The organism is Pseudomonas sp. GL-RE-26 (assembly GCF_019956275.1).
Lineage (GTDB): Bacteria > Pseudomonadota > Gammaproteobacteria > Pseudomonadales > Pseudomonadaceae > Aquipseudomonas > Aquipseudomonas grandcourensis.
Window position 1 is genome coordinate 54718 of the sequence record NZ_JAHBDI010000024.1, and the last position, 21771, is coordinate 76488.

General features: G+C 61.2%; 20 protein-coding genes and 1 pseudogene. 10 read left to right on the forward strand and 11 right to left on the reverse strand.

Features of this window, described 5'->3' with window-relative positions; genetic code table 11:
• Positions 1-54 precede the first annotated feature (54 nt).
• The gene (locus KGB07_RS16925; protein WP_046042640.1) at positions 55-1536 is read left to right on the forward strand and encodes a methyl-accepting chemotaxis protein; all 1482 of its coding nucleotides are present in this window, start codon (positions 55-57) and stop codon (positions 1534-1536) included.
• Between the two features lie 219 nt (positions 1537-1755).
• Positions 1756-2121 carry an Mpo1-like protein gene (locus tag KGB07_RS16930; RefSeq protein WP_046042639.1) on the forward strand — a complete coding sequence of 122 codons (366 nt, stop codon included), beginning with the start codon at positions 1756-1758 and terminating at the stop codon, positions 2119-2121.
• Here the strand turns inward: KGB07_RS16930 and KGB07_RS16935 are convergent, their stop codons facing one another.
• The gene (locus tag KGB07_RS16935) at positions 2122-2919 is read right to left on the reverse strand and encodes an acyl-CoA thioesterase (RefSeq protein WP_046042638.1); all 798 of its coding nucleotides are present in this window, start codon (positions 2917-2919) and stop codon (positions 2122-2124) included.
• A gap of 89 nt (positions 2920-3008) precedes the next feature.
• On the opposite strand from KGB07_RS16935, the pseudogene KGB07_RS29600 reads away from it, so the two are divergent.
• A pseudogene (locus KGB07_RS29600) lies at positions 3009-3128 on the forward strand (metal ABC transporter ATP-binding protein); the annotation flags it as partial.
• An 18-nt stretch (positions 3129-3146) separates the two neighbouring features.
• Here the strand turns inward: KGB07_RS29600 and KGB07_RS16945 are convergent.
• Positions 3147-3905, reverse strand: coding sequence for a CHAD domain-containing protein (locus KGB07_RS16945; protein ID WP_046042637.1), 759 nt, complete (start codon positions 3903-3905; stop codon positions 3147-3149).
• An 86-nt stretch (positions 3906-3991) separates the two neighbouring features.
• Complete coding sequence (locus tag KGB07_RS16950) at positions 3992-4270, reverse strand: hypothetical protein (protein ID WP_008000319.1); 279 nt, start codon at positions 4268-4270, stop codon at positions 3992-3994.
• A gap of 221 nt (positions 4271-4491) precedes the next feature.
• On the opposite strand from KGB07_RS16950, the gene KGB07_RS16955 reads away from it, so the two are divergent.
• Positions 4492-5529 (forward strand): patatin-like phospholipase family protein, encoded by a 1038-nt coding sequence (locus KGB07_RS16955; protein WP_046042636.1) that lies wholly within the window; start codon positions 4492-4494, stop codon positions 5527-5529.
• Positions 5530-5616: 87 nt separating this feature from the next.
• Here KGB07_RS16955 and KGB07_RS16960 read toward each other — a convergent pair whose 3' ends face one another.
• From KGB07_RS16960 to kdpF, 6 genes are all read right to left on the reverse strand, one after another.
• Positions 5617-6306, reverse strand: coding sequence for a response regulator (locus KGB07_RS16960; protein ID WP_223466000.1), 690 nt, complete (start codon positions 6304-6306; stop codon positions 5617-5619).
• A 48-nt stretch (positions 6307-6354) separates the two neighbouring features.
• Positions 6355-9006, reverse strand: a complete 2652-nt coding sequence (locus KGB07_RS16965) for a sensor histidine kinase (RefSeq protein WP_223466001.1) — start codon at positions 9004-9006, stop codon at positions 6355-6357.
• 120 nt (positions 9007-9126) lie between these two features.
• Positions 9127-9672, reverse strand: coding sequence for a potassium-transporting ATPase subunit KdpC (kdpC, locus tag KGB07_RS16970; protein WP_046042632.1), 546 nt, complete (start codon positions 9670-9672; stop codon positions 9127-9129).
• A 144-nt stretch (positions 9673-9816) separates the two neighbouring features.
• Positions 9817-11883 (reverse strand): potassium-transporting ATPase subunit KdpB, encoded by a 2067-nt coding sequence (gene kdpB, locus KGB07_RS16975; protein WP_223466002.1) that lies wholly within the window; start codon positions 11881-11883, stop codon positions 9817-9819.
• Between the two features lie 10 nt (positions 11884-11893).
• Positions 11894-13588 (reverse strand): potassium-transporting ATPase subunit KdpA, encoded by a 1695-nt coding sequence (gene kdpA, locus KGB07_RS16980; RefSeq protein ID WP_223466004.1) that lies wholly within the window; start codon positions 13586-13588, stop codon positions 11894-11896.
• An 8-nt stretch (positions 13589-13596) separates the two neighbouring features.
• A complete protein-coding gene (gene kdpF / locus KGB07_RS16985; RefSeq protein ID WP_007899818.1) occupies positions 13597-13686 on the reverse strand; it encodes a K(+)-transporting ATPase subunit F in 90 nt (29 codons plus the stop codon).
• A 343-nt stretch (positions 13687-14029) separates the two neighbouring features.
• Between kdpF and rfbB the strand changes: the two genes are divergently transcribed.
• The 6 genes from rfbB to KGB07_RS17015 all read left to right on the forward strand — a co-directional run bounded on the left by rfbB (position 14030) and on the right by KGB07_RS17015 (position 19556).
• Positions 14030-15112: a dTDP-glucose 4,6-dehydratase gene (rfbB, locus tag KGB07_RS16990; protein WP_223466006.1), complete on the forward strand. Its 1083-nt coding sequence runs from the start codon at positions 14030-14032 to the stop codon at positions 15110-15112.
• On the forward strand, positions 15109-15984 hold the full coding sequence (rfbA, locus tag KGB07_RS16995) for a glucose-1-phosphate thymidylyltransferase RfbA (RefSeq protein WP_223466008.1): 876 nt from the start codon (positions 15109-15111) through the stop codon (positions 15982-15984). The genes rfbB and rfbA overlap by 4 nt, the downstream gene beginning before the upstream one ends.
• Positions 15985-16030: 46 nt before the next feature.
• Entirely contained in the window at positions 16031-16900 is an 870-nt protein-coding gene (gene rfbD / locus KGB07_RS17000) for a dTDP-4-dehydrorhamnose reductase (RefSeq protein WP_223466009.1), read from the forward strand.
• A gap of 259 nt (positions 16901-17159) precedes the next feature.
• Positions 17160-18524 carry an ethanolamine permease gene (eat, locus tag KGB07_RS17005; protein ID WP_046042629.1) on the forward strand — a complete coding sequence of 455 codons (1365 nt, stop codon included), beginning with the start codon at positions 17160-17162 and terminating at the stop codon, positions 18522-18524.
• A 140-nt stretch (positions 18525-18664) separates the two neighbouring features.
• The gene (locus KGB07_RS17010; RefSeq protein ID WP_007985427.1) at positions 18665-18832 is read left to right on the forward strand and encodes a DUF2897 family protein; all 168 of its coding nucleotides are present in this window, start codon (positions 18665-18667) and stop codon (positions 18830-18832) included.
• A gap of 166 nt (positions 18833-18998) precedes the next feature.
• The gene (locus KGB07_RS17015) at positions 18999-19556 is read left to right on the forward strand and encodes a TetR/AcrR family transcriptional regulator (RefSeq protein WP_046042628.1); all 558 of its coding nucleotides are present in this window, start codon (positions 18999-19001) and stop codon (positions 19554-19556) included.
• Here the strand turns inward: KGB07_RS17015 and fabF are convergent.
• On the reverse strand, positions 19553-20827 hold the full coding sequence (gene fabF, locus KGB07_RS17020; protein WP_223466010.1) for a beta-ketoacyl-ACP synthase II: 1275 nt from the start codon (positions 20825-20827) through the stop codon (positions 19553-19555). The two genes, KGB07_RS17015 and fabF, sit on opposite strands and share 4 nt — an antisense overlap.
• A 32-nt stretch (positions 20828-20859) precedes the next feature.
• Positions 20860-21654, reverse strand: coding sequence for an SDR family NAD(P)-dependent oxidoreductase (locus tag KGB07_RS17025; protein WP_223466012.1), 795 nt, complete (start codon positions 21652-21654; stop codon positions 20860-20862).
• Positions 21655-21771 lie beyond the last annotated feature (117 nt).

The following is a 21771-nucleotide window of genomic DNA, read 5'->3' on the forward strand; positions in this document are numbered from 1 at the left end:
CGGCACAATAATGGCACCTTGCCAAAACTGTTTCCGCTATCAGAGAAGACCTCCATGGGTGCCTGGCTTAGCAATATCTCGCTGAAATACAAATTCTGGGCGGTCAACGCTGTCGCTTTCGTCACCACCCTGTTGCTGGTGCTGTACGCGGTACAGCTCGAACAGCAGGCCCGCAGTCACGCCGCCCAGGCTTCGGCCCAGGCCCAGGCGCGATTGCTCGAAGCCTGGCCTGCCGGGCAACCGCTGCCCCACGCCGACAACCTGCTGACGTTCAATCGCGGACAGGCGCCGTCGCTGAATGAACAACCCATTGTGGAGCTCATCAATGCAAACGGTTGGGTCGAGATCAACGTGATGCCGCTGTTCGGTGACAATCCGTTGATGGGTGCCGAAGTGTTTACCCGTGCCGACGGCCAGCAGGTCGCCGTGATTGCCCACGGCCCAAGTCTGAGCCAGGTGTTCAGCGAGCGCTTTGCCAACTACGCGATGGCGGTGTTCATCCTGATGCTGGCAATGCTCGGCGCATCACAGTTATTGATCCGCTTCCTGCTCAGCCAGCTCAACACCTTGAAAGACGTCATGTTGCACGTGGAGAAAACCGGCGACCTGTCGGCCCGCGTGCCATTGGCTTGCAGCGACGAAGTCGGGCAAATGGCCAACGCCTTCAACGCCATGCAGGCCGGTTATCAACGGGTGGTCAACACCGTCGCCAGTACAGCCCGGCAGCTGGACGTCGGCGCCGCGCGGTTGGCGGCCAGCATGAATGAAGTGCGCCACGGCATGCTGGGCCAGCAAAGCGAAACCGATCAGGCCGCCACGGCGATCAATGAAATGACTGCCACTGTGTATCACATCGCCCAACACGCGGGTGCCACCCGTGACCTTTCGCAATCGGCCAATACCCTGGCCGGCAGCGGGCAGGAGGTCGTGACACGGGTGCAGCGCTCGATTGCCGGACTGTCCACCGGCGTCCAGCAGACCGCCGAGATGATTCAACGCCTGGCCGAGGACAGCCAGAAGATCAACGGCGTGGTCAACGTGATTCACAGCATCGCCGAGCAGACCAACCTGCTGGCGCTGAACGCCGCCATCGAAGCGGCCCGAGCCGGCGAAATGGGTCGCGGCTTCGCGGTGGTCGCCGATGAAGTACGCAACCTCGCTAAACGCGTGCAGGCCTCGACGGATGAGATCACCCTCATGGTCTCGGCGTTGCAGGCCGGCACGCGGGACGCCGTGGATTTCATGCAAGAGAGTTCGTTCAAGGCCGACGACTGCGTACAACAGGCGCAAGAGGCCGGCGCGGCATTGGCCGAGATCACCGGCGCAGTGGCGCAGATGCGTGAAAGCAACACGCAGATCGCGGTGGCGGCCGAGCAGCAGAGCCAGGTGGCGGAAGAGATGAACCGGGCGGTGGTGAGTATCCGTGACGTGACCGAGAACACGGTGCAGCAGACGGTGACGTCGGCGACCACCAGCAATGAGCTGGCGGCATTGGCCGGGGAACTGAGCAAGGCCATAGGTCAGCTCAAACTTTGAGGGCCTCATCGCGAGCAAGCCCGCTCCCACAGGTGACCGAGTTCTTTCATTAGAATGCGGACGAATGTGGGAGCGGGCTTGCCCGCGATGAGGCCGGAACCGGCAACATCAATCCAGACCATGACACCTATCAAGCCAATAGCCAGCCTTGATTCGCCGCCAGCATGGACCAGGCCTATTCTTCCTACATGTATTCAACATGGATCGAGGATCGGCATCATGGGCAAACGTCACCCCAACCTTCCCGCCTGGCAATGGCGAGCGTACCCGAACAATCATCAGCACCCGACCAATCTGGTGCTGCACCTGATCGCGGTGCCGCTGTTCATCGTGGCATTTCTGCTGATTGTGTCCGGGGTGTTCAGCCTGAGCCTGGCAAATATCGCCATCGGTGTGATCGGTGTGATTGCGGCGCTGGCCTTGCAACGCCACGGCCACAGCCTGGAGACCCAAGCCGCCGAACCCTTCAGTGATCGCAAGGATGCGCTATCGCGTCTGTTGGTCGAGCAGTTCCTGACGTTTCCACGGTTCTTCCTCAGCGGTGGATGGTGGCGCGCCTGGCGTGAGCGCCATCGCCGTCACTGATCAGGCGAACACCGTCACCGTCTGCCGGCTCATGGCGATCAACCGGCCATCCGCGCTCCACATTTTTGCGGCGGCATGCCCGTAGCCGTCTGCGGCGTATTCGGTTTCGACGAGGTATTTGCACCAGTCCAGGGTGTTCAGTTCCAGCAGCGGCTGCACGAACTCGATAGTCCAGGTCAGGGTGCTGCCCATTGCCGGTTTCTTCAAAAACGGCATCAGGGCCGGCGGCCAGGCGTCCACCAGCGCCAGAATATGCGCCTCGCCGATGGCCTCTTCCTTCACGTCGCCGCGCAAGCGTACCCAGCCACCCATTTGCCGGGATGTGCTACCGCTGAACGGCAACCCACCGACACTCCAGCGCATCGCCAGGTGCCGCATGAACTCCGGGATCACGCCTTCGACAAAAGGCAATTCCTGGCATTCGTCCCAGTGCTTCATTTCCGGTGCCGGTTCAGCGGCCACCGCCACTTCCGAGGGGCGCGAGGCACCAAAGCTGCCCTGGACCAACGTCACCACCTGGCCCTTCTGCATCACCCGGCCCAACACTTGGCTGACGGCCTTGCCTTCGCGCAGCACATCGACTTCAAAACTGACCGGCACCTCGGGCTCAACCGGGCCGACGAAGGTGATTGCCAGCGAACGTACCGGCCGATCCGCCGGAACCCGGGCACGCATGGCTTCGTACTGCAAAGCCGCCACCAGGCCACCGAAACTGGCTCGCCCCTGGGCCCAGGAGGCCGGGATAGACAGCGCCAGCGGCTGGCTGCGGACAGCGTCGAGCAGTTCGGAAAAACGCATGAAAACCTCTGGGTTCGGAAAAAGATGAAGGGATATTAACCATCTGGCGAAGCTCATACATCGCCTATTCCGGCCAAATTGACTGACAGATAAGTCGCGCAACGCTCGCCGCCCCCCCTGTAGGAGCCAGCTTGCTCGCGAAAGCGTTCGATCAGTCAACAACAGAGCTGAATGATGAACCGCATTCGCGAGCAAGCTCGCTCCTACAGTGTGTGTCCGCTGGGGATTCAGGATTTGAAGCAATCGCGACTGAGCTTTTCCAGCACCCGGTCCGCACGGCTTTCAGCCTCGGCCATGGTGGCTTGCCACACGGCAACACAGGGCTGCAAATCCGCTTCCCGTTCAGCCATGGCCAGCCATTGCACGCAATCGTGCCAGTCGCCCAACGCGCCCTGGGACGATTTCAATCGGGGCATGGCCGCTTTCGGCAAACGGTCCAGCTCGGGGTAAGCGTCGATGCCATAGCGCACGCGCTTGATCAGCAGGCGCAGCCGATGACGGTTATGAGTCGGATCGTGCAGTGCCTCGTCGAGTTTTTTCCATTGCTTGCCCAAGCGTTTTTCGATGCGCTTGCGCAGGCCCTTGAGCAATCCCTGGCGCTGGGCGGCACGCAGAAAACGCGGAAACGCATCGAGGACGATCAGCATTTGCGCGAGCTCGGGACTGGCCGCCACAGCCGGATAGGCCTCGGCCATTTGCGCCATGCGCCACTGTGCGGCTTGGGGTTGATGGTGCTGGAGCAGGTACGCCGCCAGCACTTCGCGATCACGTAATGGCGTGGTCAGGTCGCCCACCCGGGAGGCGGCCGCTTCCAGTTGCTCGACACCGGGCTGCCCGCGCAAGGGTCGCAACAGGCTGCGCAACCGACGCATGGTTGTGCGCAGATCGTGTAACGCTTCAGGGTCTGTACGCTCTTTCAAGCGGGCCTGACAGGCCAGCAGACGAACTTCCAGGCCCAGAACCTGAGCCACCAACCGATCGATCATGGGGGTTTACTCCGTAAACAGCGCCAGGCTGCAAGCTCGAAGGGTCTTGCAGCTTGCAGCTTAGAGCTTGTAACCGCTTTTCGCTTTTAACGCCCCGCGCGCGATTCACGAATATAGAAACGGGCCTTCTCGGCTTTGGTGGTGCAGCCTTCGAACCCCTCGAATTGCTGCTGGGTCTTGGCTGCGGTCAACAACGACAGGGCCTTGGAGTAGCTGACGGTCCCGGCGAAACCTTCGGCTTTGGCCAGGTCCAGTTCATGCCATGCCGCATCCAGGTTACTACCGCAACTGTCGCGATAAGCGGTTTTGCCGGCACAACCGGCGAGCGCCAGGGCAATCAATGGCACGCAGATCCAGGCTTTCATCATTCACTCCTCAAGAATAGGTCAACAGTCGTGCAGGTAAGACGTTGTGGCACCTGAAAAGTGCCGTTGGTCCGCTGTGCAAACTATAGCGCTGACGAGAATAACCATGTGCCGCCATGGAGTGTCGAAAATACGACGCTCTTTCGCCATCAAACGACCATGACGATTGAAGCATGCCCCTCGATGGGTGCATTGTTGAACCATTCAAACGAGGGCGATCCATGAAAAAGCGCGTCGCACTGGTATTGGGCTCGGGTGGAGCCCGGGGTTATGCACATATCGGGGTCATTGAAGAGATCGAACGGCGCGGCTACGACATTGCCTGTATCGCCGGATGCTCCATGGGCGCGGTGGTGGGTGGGATCTACGCCGCCGGCAAACTCAATGATTACCGCGACTGGATCGAGAGCCTGGACTATCTCGACGTGTTGCGCCTGGTGGACGTCAGTTTTCGTCTGGGGGCGATTCGAGGCGAGAAAGTCTTCGGGCAGATCCGCAAAATCGTCGGCGAGATCAACATCGAAGATTTGCGCATCCCCTACACCGCTGTTGCCGCCGACCTGACCAACCAGCAGGAAATCTGGTTCCAGGAAGGTTGCCTGCATCAGGCCATGCGCGCCTCGGCCGCGATTCCCAGCCTGTTTACCCCGGTGATGCAGGGCAACCGCATGCTGGTCGATGGCGGCATTCTCAACCCACTGCCGATCGTGCCGGTGGTGTCGAGCCATTGCGACTTGATCATTGCAGTCAACCTCAACTCCACCAACCAGCGCCACTATCAATTGCCGGTCATCCAGCGTCCCGCCGCCTTCAAGACCCGCTTCGACAGCCTGATCAACTCCCTGGGCTCGAAGATGCCGTTCCGCCGCAAACAGGCCGAGCAATTGTTGATCCTCGAGCAGGAAGCCCTGAGGGCCGAAGGCGCGAACCTCAATCCGTGGATCGAATCCGCCGAGCCAGAAGCGCAGCAACCGGCGGCGGCTCCGCAAGCCAGTGGCGCGCCCCGCTCCGCCACCGGTTCGTTCATCATCGACAACGTCGGGCCGGCGTCCTTGCTGGATTTGATCAACCAGAGTTTCGAGGTGATGCAGACGTCGCTGGCGCAGTACAAGATTGCCGGGTATCCGCCGGACATCCTGATCAACGTGCCCAAGCGCGTGTGCCGGTTTTTCGAGTTCTACAAGGCGCCGGAGTTGATCGCGCTGGGACGCGAGATTGCGCGGGATACGCTGGACCGGTATGAGAATGAGCAAAACTGAGCGCCTGAAAACTCTCGGGTGAATGTTAGGGCCCCATCGCGAGCCTGCTCGCGATGGGGCCAGATCAGTCACCACAAGATTTCAAAACTATTCACTCAACAACCGATACCCCACCCCTGCCTCAGTGACGATGAACCTGGGTTGGGTCGGATCATCCGCCAGTTTCTGGCGCAAGTGCCCGACTACGATGCGCAGGTAGTGAGTGTCTTCGGTGTGGGTCGGTCCCCAGATGTCCTTGAGCAATTGCTGCTGGGTGATCACCCGCCCGGGATGCCGCGCCAGTTGCGCCAGCACGGCGTACTCCTTGCGGGTCAGCGCGACTTCGACATCGTCGAGCAGCACCCGGCGATACGCCAGGTCGACCGTCAACGGACCGAAGGTCAGCGCCGCTTGTTGCGCCTCGCCTGCGGGCGCCTGGCGCAATAATGCACGGATCCTCGCCAGGAACTCCTGGATGCCGAACGGCTTGGTCACGTAGTCATTGGCGCCGCCATCCAGGGCCTCGACTTTCTGTCCTTCACCGGCGCGCACGGAGAGCACCAGCACCGGCACCGTCGACCACTCGCGAAAGTCGCGCAATACCTGTTGGCCGTCCATGTCCGGCAAGCCGAGGTCGAGCACCAGCAAGTCCGGTTTGTTCAACGCAGCTTGCGCCAATCCTTCACTGCCGGTACCCGCCTCCAGCACTTTGTAGCCCTGGGAAGCGAGGCTGATGCGCAGGAACTTGCGGATCTGCGGTTCGTCGTCAATGACCAAAATGGTCGAGGTCTGGCTCATGAATTCACATCAACACAAAGAAGTGGCAAGAGAGTAGCGCAAGCGCGATCAGGCTTCACTTTCGTATCCCGGCTGAGCCTGTAGCGGCAGGTGCAACGTGATGCAGGTGCCGCGCCCCTCGATGCCGTCGGCGACGCTGATACGCCCGCCATGGGCACCGACCATGCCCTGACAAATCGCCAGCCCCAGCCCGGTACCCTGCCCGCCACGATCACCCCGCGCCGCGGTATAGAACATATCGAAAATCTTCGCCCGTTCCTCTTCCGGAATCCCCGGTCCCTCATCGCTGACCGAGAAAAACAGCTCACTGTCATCGGCCCCTGCGCGCAATTGCAAACGCCCGTGGGGTGGCGAAAACCGCGCGGCGTTTTCCATCACGTTGATCAGTGCCTGCTCGATCAGCGCGGCGTGCACGTACAGCAACGGTAACTCGGCCGGCACGTCGGTGCTGACCTGCAACGGCGCAAGGACTGCCCGCAGGCGATTGAGCGCACTGCCGACGATGTCCGCCGGCGACACCCAGTCCCGCGCCAGCTTCAAGGCACCGTGGCCGAGGCGGGTCATGTCGAGCAGGTTTTGAATGTAGCGGTCGAGGCGCTCGGCTTCATCGCGGGTGCCTTCGAGCAATTCGCGTCGATCCTCCAGCGGGATCGCTTCACCCAGGGCCAGCAGGCTATCGATACTGCCGCGCATGGACGTCAGCGGAGTGCGCAAATCGTGGGACACCGACGCCAGCAAGGCGCTGCGTAGTTGCTCGGTTTCGCCGTGCAGCCGCGCAGCTTCCAGATCATCGGCCAGTTGCGCCCGGGCCAGAGCCTGGGCCAGCGGCTGGCTCAGTGCGGTCAACAAGCGTCGGCGCTGGCCGCTCAGGGTCTGACCCTCCCTGGCGCACACGCCAAGCAACGCGAGCGGACCGTCCTCCACCGACAATGGCCACCACCACCAGCGGCCGAACGGCAAAGTACCGGTGCCGGCACCCGCGGGTTGATCGTGCTGCCAGGCCCAATCGGCGGCGGCGCGTTCGGCTTCGCTGAACTCCAGGGGGCCACCGGTTTCGACTTTCCAGCCGTGTTGCCCGTCACGATTGAGCAGGCACAGTTGCACATCGCTCCAACCATTGAGGTGCTGGGCAGCCGCGCTGACCACGGCCTGGCGGTCGGTGGCGGCGGTGAGTTTGCGTGACAGGTCGAGCAGTTCGGTGGTCTCTTCCTGGGTATCGCGCAATGCCTGCAATTGCCTGCGTTGACGCGCCGCGAGGTTGCCGGTGAGGGCCGCCATCAGCAGGAAGAACAGCAGAGTCAGCACGTCTTCTTCGCGCTGGATTCTGAAAGAGAAATTCGGTGGAATGAACAGAAAGTCATAGGTCAGGAACGACAGCGCCGCACAGGCCAGCGCCGGCCCGAGGCTGCTGCGCACCGCCACCAGCAACACCGCCGCAAGAAACACCAGGGAGATGTTCGGCAATGGCAGCACGCTCGCCACGGCCCAGGCCAGGGCGCTGGCCAGAACCGTCGCGACCACGGCCAATGCGTAGTCGAACCAGACCAGCGAATGCATCGACCGCTGATGGGGTTGAAGCTGTTGGTGATCGCTGTCGAGAACGTTGATTTCCAGTCCGCGTGCATTACGCAGCAGCCGCGCCGCCAGCCCGCCACCGAACAGACGTCGGCGCAAACGCGGTCGGGACTGGCCGACCAGCACCAGGCTGGCGCGACGTTCGGCGGCATGCTGGATCAGGGTTTTCGCCACTTCACCGGCGCGCAGCAACACCACTTCACCGCCCAGGCGCTCGGCCAGTTGCTGGGCGCTCTGCAGGCGCAGGCGTGACTGCTCGTCACGCACGCTGCCGTTGTCCACGTGCACCAGGCTCCAGGGCAGATGCCGCCGCTGGGCCACGCGACTGGCATGGCGCACCAGGCGCTCGGCCTGGGCATCGCCGTCGACCCCCACCAGCAAACGCCCGCGCACGGCCGGCGCTGCTTGCCCCAACTGACGATATCCTTGGGCCAGATCGTTATCGACCTGAGCCGCCGCGGTTTGCATCGCCAGTTCGCGCAGGGCCGTGAGGTTGGTCTGGGAAAAGAACGCGTCGATGGCCGCCCGCGCCTGCTCCGGCACGTAGACTTTGCCATCGCGCAGGCGCTCCAGCAGTTCCCGTGGCGGCAAGTCGATCAGCAGCAGTTCGTAGGCTTCCTGCAACACCCAGTCCGGCAGGGTTTCACGGACCTGCACGCCAGTGATGCCGCGCACCTGGTCGTTGAGGCTTTCCAGGTGCTGGACGTTGACCGTGGTGTACACGTCAATGCCAGCGGCGAGCAGTTCCTGAATGTCCTGCCAGCGTTTTTCGTGACGGCTGCCCGGAGCGTTGGTGTGCGCCAGTTCGTCGACCAGCACCAGCTTCGGTTTAGCGACGAGCAGTCCGTCGAGGTCCATTTCTTCGAGCAACACGCCACGGTACTCGGAACGTACCAACGGCTGCTGCGACAAGCCGCCGAGCAATGCTTCGGTTTCGGCCCTGCCGTGGGTTTCGACGACGCCGGCGACGACCTTCACCCCTTGGCGCAGCTGGGTGTGGGCCGCTTGCAGCATGGCATAGGTCTTGCCGACACCCGGCGCGGCGCCGAGAAACACCTTGAGACGGCCACGGCCATCGCGGGACAGGTCTGCTAACAGCGCGTCGGCGCGGCCGGAGTTGCTCATTTTCATTGCCTTGTTTGACTTGATATTTGGGAGTGGCATTAAAAGATCGCAGCCTGCGGCAGCTCCTACACCAGATGGCGTACATCCTGTAGGAGCTGGCGAAGCCTGCGATCTTTTGATCTACAGGTTTTCCAGCGCCCGATTCAACTCAAGCACATTGACCACCGGCGGGCCTATCAGTGGTTGCTCGATGTGGGCGTCCAACAGTTGCTGCAGTGTCGCGACCGGCAGGTTGCGCGCCGTTGCGACACGCGCCAGTTGATAGGCAATCGCCGCTGGTGGCAAGTGCGGATCGAGACCGCTGCCGGAGGTAGTGACCAGCGCCAGAGGCACCGGTCCCTGGCCGGGCACCAGCAGTTTGCTGGCCTCGTCGATCACCCGCGTCGCCAACGCCGGGTTGCTTGGCGACAGGTTGCTGGCGCTGCTCGACACGGTGGCAAAGGCACCGGCCGAAGGGCGCGGGTGGAACCAGGCGTCGCCGACGAAATCCTGGGCGATCAGCGAGGAACCGCGGACCTTGCCCTCGGTATCCCGCACCAGGCTGCCGTTGGCCTGATCCGGGAACGCGACCTGGGCCACGCCGGTGACCACCAGTGGATAAGCAACGCCGGTGATCAGCGTCATCAGGACCAGCAGGCTCAGGGCCGGGCGTATCAATGTGGACATTTCACAATCCTCGAATTCGCAGAAAAAACCTGTGGGAGCGAGCTTGCTCGCGATGGATCTCAAGGCGCCGCGCTTTGTCATAAAGGGCGCGTTATCGTTAACCACCATCGCGAGCAAGCTCGCTCCTACAGTGGGGGTGTCAGGTCAAACCAGATGCAACGCCGTCAACAGCATGTCGATCGCCTTGATGCCCACGAACGGCACCAGGATCCCGCCCAGGCCGTAGATCAGCAGATTGCGCCGCAGCAACGCCGCCGCACTTGCCGCGTGAACCCGCACTCCGCGCAGCGCCAGCGGAATCAGCACCACAATGATCAGGGCGTTGAACACGATCGCCGAGAGAATCGCGCTCTGCGGGCTGCTCAGGTGCATCACGTTGAGTACGCCCAGTTGCGGGTAGATCGCGGCGAACAGCGCCGGCAGGATTGCGAAGTACTTGGCCACGTCGTTGGCGATGGAAAAGGTCGTCAGCGCACCGCGGGTAACCAGCAACTCCTTGCCGATTTGCACCACGTCCAGCAGCTTGGTTGGGTCGCTGTCGAGGTCGACCATGTTGGCCGCTTCACGGGCCGCTTGCGTGCCGTCATTCATTGCCATGCCGACGTCCGCCTGGGCCAGGGCCGGGGCGTCGTTGGCGCCGTCGCCGCACATGGCGACCAGACGACCGTCGTTTTGCTCATGACGAATACGCGCCAGTTTTTTCTCCGGCGTGGCTTCCGCCAGCACATCGTCCACACCTGCCTCAGCGGCGATGGCAGCAGCGGTCAATGGGTTGTCGCCGGTAACCATGACGGTGCGGATCCCCAGTTTGCGCAACTCGGCGAAACGCTCGCGGATACCGGGCTTGACCACGTCCTTGAGGTGGATCGCCCCGAGCAACTTGCCGTCGGCACACACCAACAACGGGGTGCCACCGCTTTGGGCGATCTTGTCGATTTCACGGGACAAGGCCGGTGCCAGGTCCGCACGTTTGAGGCCCACGAACGCCAGCAACGAATCCACCGCACCTTTGCGGTACACGCGCCCTTGATAGTCGACACCAGACAAGCGGGTTTCGGCACTGAATGGCACGGCTGTCAGCACGTCAGCGGATGGTTCCGGTTGCGGATGAGTGCCGCGCAGGTACTCGACGATCGACTTGCCTTCCGCAGTGTCGTCGGCCAGCGAAGCCAGCAATGCGCCTTCGGCCAGCTCCCTGGCTGTCACGCCAGGCGCGGCATACACCGCCGAGCAACGACGGTTACCGAAGGTGATGGTGCCGGTCTTGTCCAGCAGCAGGACGTGCACGTCCCCCGCTGCTTCCACCGCACGACCGGACTTGGCGATCACGTTCAGACGTACCAGCCGATCCATCCCGGCGATACCGATGGCCGAGAGCAAACCGCCGATGGTGGTCGGAATCAATGTGACCAACAGCGCCACCAGGAACACCAGCGGCAGGCTGCCATTGGCGAAGTGGGCGAACGGTTGCAGGGTCACCACGACCAGCAGGAAGATCAGGGTCAGGCCGATCAGCAGGATATCGAGCGCCACTTCGTTCGGGGTTTTCTGGCGTTTGGCGCCTTCGACCAGGGCGATCATGCGGTCCAGGGTCGACTCGCCGGGGTTGGCGGTGATCTTCACCAGCAGCCAGTCCGACACCAGCCGTGTGTTGCCGGTAACGGCCGAGCGGTCGCCACCGGACTCGCGAATCACCGGCGCCGACTCACCGGTAATCGCCGCTTCGTTGACCGCCGCGATGCCTTCGATCACCTCGCCGTCACCGGGGATCATCTCCCCCGCTTCGACGCGCACCACATCGCCTTTGCGCAGGTTGGCGGCTGGCACCACCTGAAAGCTGCCGTTGCTGGTCTTGCGCCGGGCGCTGAGGCCTTCGCTACCGGCCTTGAGGCTGTCGGCGCGGGCCTTGCCGCGACCTTCGGCCAGGGCTTCGGCGAAGTTGGCGAACAGGACGGTGAACCACAGCCACACCGCGATTTGCGCGGCGACGAAAGTCGGCACCGCCGTGTCGGGAATGAAGCACAACACGGTGGTCAGGATCGCCGTCAGTTCGACCACCAGCATCACCGGCGCACGCTGCAATTGCCTTGGGTCGAGCTTGACGAAGGCTTGCACCAGCGCCGGGCGCCACAGGGCCGAGATGGCGGTTTTTGGCACTTCGACCGACTTGGTCGGCGACGCAGGTTTTGAAGCAGGAACGTGCATATTCATGATGGATTCCTTAGAAGCCCATACTCAGATGTTCAGCGATAGGACCCAGCGCCAGGGTCGGCAGGAAGGTCAAACCACCCACCAGCAAAATGGTCACGGTCAGCAGGGTCACGAACAGCGGGCCGTGGGTCGGGAAGCTGTTCTGCCCGATCGGCGCGGTTTTCTTCATCGCCAGGCTGCCGGCCAGGGCCAGGACCGGGAGGATGTAGCCGAAGCGACCGATCAACATGCCCAGGCCCAGCATCAAGTTGTGAAAGGGTGTGTTGGCGCCGAGGCCCGCGAAGGCGGAACCGTTGTTGGCACTGGCCGAGGTGTAGGCGTAGAGCAACTGACTGAATCCGTGAGGCCCAGGGTTGCTCACTGCGGCCACCGGGCCTGGCAGGCTGGCGGCGATCGCGCCGAGCACCAGTACGCCAATCGGCATGACCATCAGGGTCACCACTAGCAATTGCACTTCCTTGGCCTGCAGTTTCTTGCCAAGGTATTCCGGAGTACGACCGATCATCAGGCCGGCGAGGAACACCGCGATCAGCACGTTGAGCAACATGCCGTAAAGCCCGGCACCGACGCCGCCAAAGATCACTTCGCCCACCATCATGTTGACCAGGGCCACCATGCCGCTCAGCGGGTTGAGGCTGTCGTGCATGCCGTTCACCGAACCGTTGGACGCGGCCGTGGTGGTCACCGACCACAACACAGTGGCGGTAGTGCCGAAGCGCGCTTCCTTGCCTTCGAGCGGCGCGGTCTGTTCGACGGCGACATTGTTCAGGGCCGGGTTCGGCTGGTATTCAGCCCATAGCGAGGTCGCGCCGCCGATCAGGAACAACGCCAACATGCAGGCGATGATCGCCCGGCTCTGGCGCAGGTCCTTCACGTAATGGCCGAAGGTGAACACCAGCGCGACGGGGATCAAAATGATCGAGGCCATTTCGAACAGGTTGCTCCAGGCCGTCGGGTTCTCGAACGGATGCGCCGAGTTCACGCCAAAGAAACCGCCACCGTTGGTGCCCAATTGCTTGATCGCAATCTGACTGGCAGCGGGTCCCAGCGGGATCACTTGGTCAACACCCTGCATCGTCACCGCATTCACGTACTGCGCGAAGGTTTGCGGCACGCCCTGCCAGACCAGGAACAGCGCCAGCAGCAGGCACAACGGCAGCAAGCCGTAGAGGGTGGCGCGGGTCATGTCGACCCAGAAGTTGCCCAGGGTTCGAGTGGACTTGCGGCCGATGCCGCGACACAGCGCGACCAGTACCGCCAGGCCGGTGGCGGCGCTGACGAAGTTCTGCACGGTGAGGCCTACCATCTGGCTCAAGTAGCTCAGGGATGCTTCGCCGCTATAGGCCTGCCAGTTGGTGTTGGTCATGAAGCTGACGGCGGTGTTGAACGCCAGCGTCCACTCCTGACCCGGCAGGTTCTGCGGATTCAGCGGCAGGTGGTCCTGGAACAGCAAGATGGTGAACAACAGCAGGAAACCCGCGAGGTTGAAGGCAAGCAAGGCCAGGGCGTATTTCTGCCAGCTCTGTTCGGCTTGCGGGTCAACCCCGGCCAGTCGGTAACAGCCACGTTCGACTGGCCCGAGGACCGGCGACAGCCACGTGCGCTGCCCTTCCATCACCTTGTAGTAGAAGCGCCCGAGAAACGGCGCCGGGACCAATACCAGGGCAAAAAACCCGAGGATCAGCCAATAGTCATAACTGTGCATAGCCGCTCCTAGTTCCGGTCCGCGCGCAACAGCGCAACCAACAGATAGATGAACAGCCCCACTGCGAGCAGCAGCGACACCCCGTCCAGAACGCTCATGGAAGTTCTCCGTGTTACGGCGTATTGCCGCGTGTGGAGTCATTGTCGGAAAGGAGGCTGTAAAGGAACGAGATCGAGGGGGCGCGCCAGGCATAAAGAAAGCGTAAAGAGTGGGTTTACGCCGGGGTTACAGGGTGCGGGGAGGAGCTCCGGTGCGGAAAAACCGGGAGTGTCGCAGGTAGAACTCTAAATTGTGCGCAAGAGTAGTGAGTGAAGGCGGCAAGTCATGGATAATCCCGCCCGATTGGCGCGACGCAACTGAATGGGGTCAAGAACTCTTGCACCTCCCCGCTCGCGCCTGCAAGCTACCGCTATTCGCATTACTGAAAAAGGCTGGCCCAACGTGCGTATCCTTATTACCGGCGGAGCCGGTTTCATAGGCTCGGCCCTTGTCCGCGAGCTGATTCAACACACTGAGCATGATGTGCTCAACCTGGACAAACTGACGTATGCCGGCAATCTCGAATCGCTGACCAGCATTGCCAACGACACTCGCTATGAGTTCGTTCAGGCCGATATTGTCGATCAGGCGACCGTCAGTGCAGTGCTGGCGCGTTTCCGGCCTCACGCGATCATGCACCTGGCAGCCGAGTCCCACGTCGATCGTTCCATCGACGGGCCATCGGAGTTCATCCAGACCAACATTGTCGGCACCTACAGCCTGCTCGAAGCCACCCGTGCCTATTGGCAAGAACTCCCGGAGCCTGAGAAAAGCGCCTTCCGCTTTCATCACATTTCCACTGACGAAGTTTACGGCGACCTGCACGGTGTCGACGATCTGTTTACGGAAACGACGCCCTACGCGCCGAGCTCGCCCTACTCCGCCAGCAAGGCTGCGTCCGACCACCTGGTCCGCGCCTGGCAGCGAACCTATGGCTTGCCGGTGCTGCTGACCAATTGCTCGAACAATTACGGGCCGTTCCACTTCCCCGAGAAACTGATTCCGCTGGTCATCCTCAATGCCTTGGCCGGCAAGCCGCTGCCGGTGTATGGCAATGGCCTGCAAGTGCGCGACTGGCTGTTCGTCGAAGATCACGCCCGGGCACTGCTCAAAGTGGTGACCACCGGCACCGTCGGCGAGACCTACAACATCGGTGGGCACAACGAACAAAAGAACATCGACGTGGTGCGTGGCATCTGCGCCCTGCTTGAAGAACTGGCACCGCACAAGCCTGAGGGCGTTGCGCATTACGCCGATCTGATCACGTTCGTCCAGGATCGCCCTGGTCATGACCTGCGCTACGCCATCGACGCCAGCAAGATTGAACGCGAACTGGGCTGGGTGCCCGAGGAGACCTTCGAAACCGGCCTGCGCAAAACCGTTCAATGGTATCTGGACAATATGGAATGGTGCCGCCGCGTCCAAGACGGCAGCTATCAGGGCGAACGCCTTGGCGCCATCAATCCCAAGGAGCTGCTCGCATGATGAAAGGCATCGTTTTGGCGGGTGGCTCGGGCACGCGCCTGCACCCGATTACGCTTGGAGTGTCGAAACAGCTGTTGCCGGTGTACGACAAGCCAATGATCTACTATCCGATCTCGGTGCTGATGCTGGCCGGCATCAAGGATATTCTGCTGATCTCCACCCCGCAGGATCTGCCCCAGTATCGCAATCTGCTAGGTGACGGCAGCCAGTTCGGGGTGAATTTCAGCTTCGCCGAGCAACCCTCACCGGACGGTCTGGCCCAGGCTTTTCTGATTGGCGAAGAGTTCATTGGCGATGACCCCGTGTGCCTGATCCTGGGCGACAACATCTTCCATGGCCAGCACTTTGGCGAACAATTGCAGAACGCGGCAAAACGCACTTGCGGTGCCACCGTGTTCGGTTACTGGGTCAAAGACCCCGAGCGCTTCGGCGTGATCGATTTCGACAAAGATGGCCGTGCGCTATCGATCGAAGAGAAACCGAAAAAGCCGAAATCCAGCTATGCCGTTACCGGCCTGTATTTCTACGACAACGATGTGATCGAGATCGCCAAGGCGGTGAAGCCTTCGCCTCGCGGCGAGTTGGAAATCACCGACGTCAACAATGCCTATCTGCAACGTGGCGATCTGCAGGTCGAGCGTTTTGGTCGAGGTTTCGCCTGGCTCGACACCGGCACCCACGATAGCTTGCTCGAAGCCTCTCAGTACGTGCAGACCATCGAACACCGCCAAGGCCTCAAGGTCGCCTGTCTCGAAGAGATCGCCTATGAAAATGCCTGGATCGACCGCGAACAGTTGCTGGAGCGCGCCCGGTACTTTGGCAAAACCGGGTATGGTCAGTACCTGGCCAAACTGGCGGGGGAAGAGCAATGAATCTGTGCGAGCCCGATTCGCCCGGTAACGAGACTGGACTGTTCCCGTGAAAATACTCATCAATGGCCGACACGGTCAGGTTTCACATGAATTACAGCAGCGGCTGGGGGCTGTCGGCGAACTGATCGTATTGGGTCGCGATCAGCTCGATCTCGCGCAACCCGATCAGATTCGCCGTCAGGTGCAAAACGTCCGGCCCAATCTGATCATTAACGCCGCGGCCCATACAGCGGTTGATCTGGCAGAAAGCGAGCCGCAATCAGCCTTTGCCATAAACGCGGTAGCTCCCGGCATCCTTGCCGAAGAAGCGCTGGCTCTCGACATCCCGTTGATACATTACTCCACGGACTATGTATTCGACGGGACGAAAGTCGGACCTTACAACGAGGACGACACGCCAAATCCGCTCGGGGTGTACGGCAAGAGCAAACTGGCCGGCGAACAGGCCATCAGGGACGTGCAAGGTAAGCATCTGATCCTGCGTACCAGTTGGGTCTATTCAACTCATGGCCGCAACTTTCTGCTGACGATGCAGCGTTTGCTGCAAGAGAAACCGGAGTTACGCGTAGTCGCCGATCAAATCGGCGCACCTACATGGGCCGGTACAATCGCCAACAGCACCCTCGCCCTGATTGAACGCTGGCAGGCGAACGACGTTGCCAACTGGGGTACTTATCACCTGAGCGCTCAAGGTGAAACCTCCTGGTTCGGCTTCGCCCAGGCTATCGGCCAAGCATTGCGACAACAGGGCAAGCCCTGCGCCGACCTGTTACCTATCCCGTCCAGCGACTACCCGACACCCGCAGCCCGGCCGCTCAACTCGCGCCTGGATTGCAGTCGCTTGCAGCGCGATTGGGGTGTCAGTCAACCAGACTGGCAAACCGCGTTGTGCGAGTGCCTCACTCAGCAAGCCTGAGCATCAACCGCTGCCCGCACCTGCATTTAAATACCAAACCTGCGTGTTGCAGCAGTGTTGGGGAGCGGGTCTGCGGTCTTGCTCGCGAAAGCCGCATTTGCAACAACTGCGCCCCTGACTGACGCACAAAATTCGCGCATCCAGTGGCGAATATCCCCGATACGACAGCTTTCAGCCCATTACGACGCACAATCGCGAAATGGCACGCCCACTGCACTGGCCTCCCCCGAGCTTTCCAAACCACTCAGGGAGCAAACCCATGAACACACAACTCAAACCCACGCTGGGCACCTTGCACCTGTGGGGCATTGCGGTCGGGCTGGTGATTTCCGGAGAGTATTTCGGCTGGAGCTATGGCTGGGGCGTGGCCGGGACCTTGGGCTTTCTGGTGACCTCGTTCATGGTTGCCACCATGTACACCTGCTTCATCTTCAGTTTCACCGAGCTGACCACCGCCATTCCCCATGCCGGCGGTCCCTTTGCCTACAGTCGTCGCGCCTTTGGCGAGAAAGGCGGATTGATCGCCGGGCTGGCGACACTGATCGAATTCGTCTTCGCCCCACCGGCGATTGCCCTGGCCATCGGCGCCTACCTCAATGTCCAGTTTCCAGCCCTGGACCCGAAACACGCGGCAGTCGGTGCCTACATCGTATTCATGGGCCTCAACATCCTCGGCGTAAAACTGGCAGCCACCTTCGAACTGGTGGTCTGCGTGTTGGCGGTCGCAGAATTGCTGGTGTTCATGGGTGTGGTCGCCCCGGCATTCAGCTTCAGCCATTTCGCCCTCAATGGCTGGGCCGGTTCCGATGTATTCGGTGGTCCGGCGATTGCCGGGATGTTCGCGGCGATCCCCTTCGCCATCTGGTTCTTCCTCGCCATCGAAGGCGCTGCCATGGCCGCCGAAGAAGCCAAGGACCCGAAACGCACGATTCCCAAGGCTTACATCAGCGGTATCCTGACCCTGGTGCTGCTGGCGATGGGTGTGATGTTCTTCGCCGGTGGCGTCGGCGACTGGCGCACCCTGTCGAACATCAACGACCCGCTGCCCCAGGCGATGAAAACCGTGGTAGGCGAAAGCTCGGGCTGGCTGCACATGCTGGTGTGGATCGGCCTGTTTGGTCTGGTGGCGAGTTTCCACGGGATCATACTTGGCTATTCGCGGCAGTTCTTCGCCCTCGCCCGGGCCGGTTACCTGCCGGCGTCCCTGGCCAGACTGTCGCGTTTTCAAACTCCGCACCGGGCGATCATCGCCGGCGGTGTCATCGGCACTGCAGCCATCTACAGCGACGGCTTGATCAACCTCGGCGGCATGACGCTGACCGCCGCGATGATCACCATGGCCGTGTTCGGCGCCATCGTGATGTACATCATGAGCATGCTCAGCCTGTTCAAACTGCGTAAAACCGAGCCGAACCTGGAACGCACCTTCCGCGCCCCTTGCTACCCGCTGGTGCCGTTCATTGCACTGATGCTGGCAGTGGTGTGCCTGGTGGCGATGGCCTGGTTCAACACGTTGATCGGCCTGATCTTCCTGGGCTTCATGGCGGCAGGTTTCGTGTACTTCATGCTCACCGCACAACTGCGCGCCGAAGCGCCGGCGGATGCGATGCTGACCGGACATTGAAAGCGTTCGAGTCAACCTTGAACAACAGGCATAGAATGGGGGTGATAGCGATGGAACTGCGATGAAACCCCATCACTCAAAGTGGTATGCACGATCGGTTGGCGAGCCCTCGCCGACCGCCTGCTTTCAAGGAGAGTCCTATGCCCTGGTATGCCTGGTTGATTCTGGTCGTTGCCATCGGCTCGATCGTTGGTGGTCTGATGCTGCTGCGCGACACCGCCAACAAGGTCGAACTGACCGAAGAACAACGCAAGCGCGTCGCCGAACGCAATGCGGAAATGGACGCCAAGGAAGCGCAGGACCGCTGACTGAAAACCCCGCCTTGAACGGCGGGGTTTGTTTTTGCGTGAAATCTCCCGGAATCATGCCGCTTTGCACCCATATCGAAGCATCTGCATGTTTATTAGAAGTAGAAGTACAGTCACCATGCAATTTCCATTGGTTAATATGGCCGCATTGATGCGGAGATATCAGATGCGTTACTCGCAGGACCATAAAGCCCAGACCCACCAACGCATAATCAAGGAAGCTTCAGCGCGATTTCGACGCGACGGTATCGGCGCGACCGGGCTGCAACCCCTGATGAAAGCTCTGGGCTTGACCCACGGTGGCTTTTACTCGCACTTCAAGTCCAAAGACGAACTGGTAGAGAAAGCCTTGCAGGAGGCTGGCGCACAAGTCGACGAGTTGTGCGCGCAAATCTTCGCAGAGGAACAGCCACTCGAAGCCTTCATCGACGCTTACCTGTCCGAATGGCATCAAACCTCACCCCACGAAGGCTGCCCGCTGCTGACTATTTCTTCGGAACTGGGGCTGCGTGGTCAACCGAGTCCGACCAGCGACGTCGTGCTCCAGGCGCGACTCGATCAGATCCAGCACACCCTTGACGGAGAGCACACCGCCGACCGCAGCATCGTCATCATGTCTACGCTGGTCGGCGCCTTGCTGTTATCGCGCAGCGTTGCCGACGCCGAGTTTGCCCAACGGATTCTCGACGTCGCACGCGAACACCTGAAAAACTCTCAGGGCTAACCCTGCCAGCGCTTGAACAATACGCTGGCATTGACCCCGCCAAATCCGAAGCCGTTGGACAACGCGTATTCGATGGTCATCGGCCGCGCGTTGCCATGAACGATATCCACGCCTTCAGTTGCAGGGTCCGGGTTCTCGAAATTGAGCGTCGCCGGCACGATCTGGTCGCGGATCGCCAGCAGCGTAAAGATCGCTTCGAGTCCACCGGCTGCGCCGAGCAAATGTCCGGTCGCCGACTTGGTCGATGTCACAGCGATGCCATTTTGCGCCCCGAACAATGCCTTGATCGCCGCCAGCTCCCCCAGATCCCCCACCGGAGTCGAGGTTGCATGAGCATTCAGATGCTGGATCTGAGCCGGTGAAACACCGGCCTGTGCCAATGCCAGCGACATCGCGCGCCGCGCACCGCTGCCATCCTCGGGGCCGGCGGTCAGGTGATAGGCATCGGCGCTGGTACCGTAGCCGACCAGCTCCGCCAGTGGTTGAGCACCGCGAGCCAGCGCATGGTCCAGAGACTCGATGACCAGCAGTCCGGCCCCTTCCCCCATGACAAAACCGTCGCGGCCGCTGTCGAAAGGTCGCGAAGCACGCTCGGGCGTTTCATTGTAAGCGCTGGACAAGGCGCGAGCTGCCGCAAACCCGGCAAGGCTGACCCGATCGATCGCCGCTTCCGCTCCGCCGCACACCGCGATGTCCGCCTCCCCCGCACGAATCAACCGCGCCGCGTCACCAATCGCCTGAACCCCGGCGGCGCATGCCGTGACCGGCGCGCCCAATGGCCCCTTGAAGCGATGCTGGATCGACACATGGCCTGCCGCAAGGTTGACCAGAAACGACGGGATGGTGAATGGCGACAAACGTCGCGGACCACGGCTGTCGGTGGTGCGCACCGCGTCGGCAATCGCGCCGAAACCACCCACGCCTGAACCGATGATGGTGGCCGTGCGCTCCTGGGCATCGGCATCCAGCGCTTGCCAGCCGGCTTGCTCCAGTGCCTGACGCGCGGCTTCCATGGCGAACAGAATGAAGCGGTCCATCTTCTTCTGTTCCTTGGGCGGCGTTGCCCGGTCCGGATCGAACCCGGCTTCCGGGTCATCAGCCAGCGTTGGTACTGCGCCGCCGACTTTTGCCGGCAGGTCGGCCACCACGTCTTCCGGCAGATTGCGCAACCCGGAGCGCCCGGCCAACAGGCGCTGCCAGACTGTTTCGACGCCGCTCCCCAGAGGGGATACCAGGCCCATGCCCGTGACTACCACTCGACGATCACTCATACCGCACACACCTCTAGCCAGTTGATGGCGCCTCACTTGTAACGTGCGGCAGCTTTGCTTTTGGAAAGATTCGGCGCCAGGACCAGACGCGCTGCTACAAAGGCATCCCAATCGGCTGCGTCCGGTAACGAAGGAATGGTGATCAACTCACCCTGATCCAGGCCCGCCAACGCGGCATCAACCATCTCCCCCGCCTCCATCACCATATCCGCCGGAATTTGTGACGTATCGATACCGGAGCGTTCCCATATTTCAGTACGTGTGACACCTGGCAGAACGGCTTGAACCTTGACGCCGGTGCCGTCCAGTTCGGCGTTCAACGACTGAGTCAAACTCAGAACATATGCCTTGCTGGCACTGTATGTCGCATTGAAGCGCTCAGGGAACAGCGCGACAACAGAAGCAATATTGATGATCGTTCCTCGCCCTGCCTTGGCAAAGCTTGCGGCTGCTGCTGAGGCAAGCCACGTGACGGTTGTGACGTTCAACTGAATCAAGCGTTCCAGCTGATCCAGATTGGCATTAGCCAATAGCCCATCCGCCGCCACACCCGCGTTATTGAGCAAGAGGCTGATGCTTGAATCGCTGCGTAACCGTTGTTCGAGCTTCAGAACGTCCTCGCTTTGGGTCAAATCGGCCTTGAGCACCTCCACCTGAACACCATGCTCGGCGCGCAACTTGCTGGCGGCGGTTTCAAGGCGATCCTGATCGCGAGCAACCAGCAGCAAATTAAAACCACGCGCAGCCAAACGCTTGGCGTAGATCGCCCCGATGCCGGATGAAGCACCTGTGACGAGGGCTGTACCTTGGAACTGGGTAGTATTCATGACTATGCTCCTGGGGACACGAGGAAGAGAACAAGGTTTTTATTATACGCATAATTCAAATGGTTTATTACAGACATAATTTTAGTGTGCAGACAAGCGGACAGGTGCCCCCCCCCC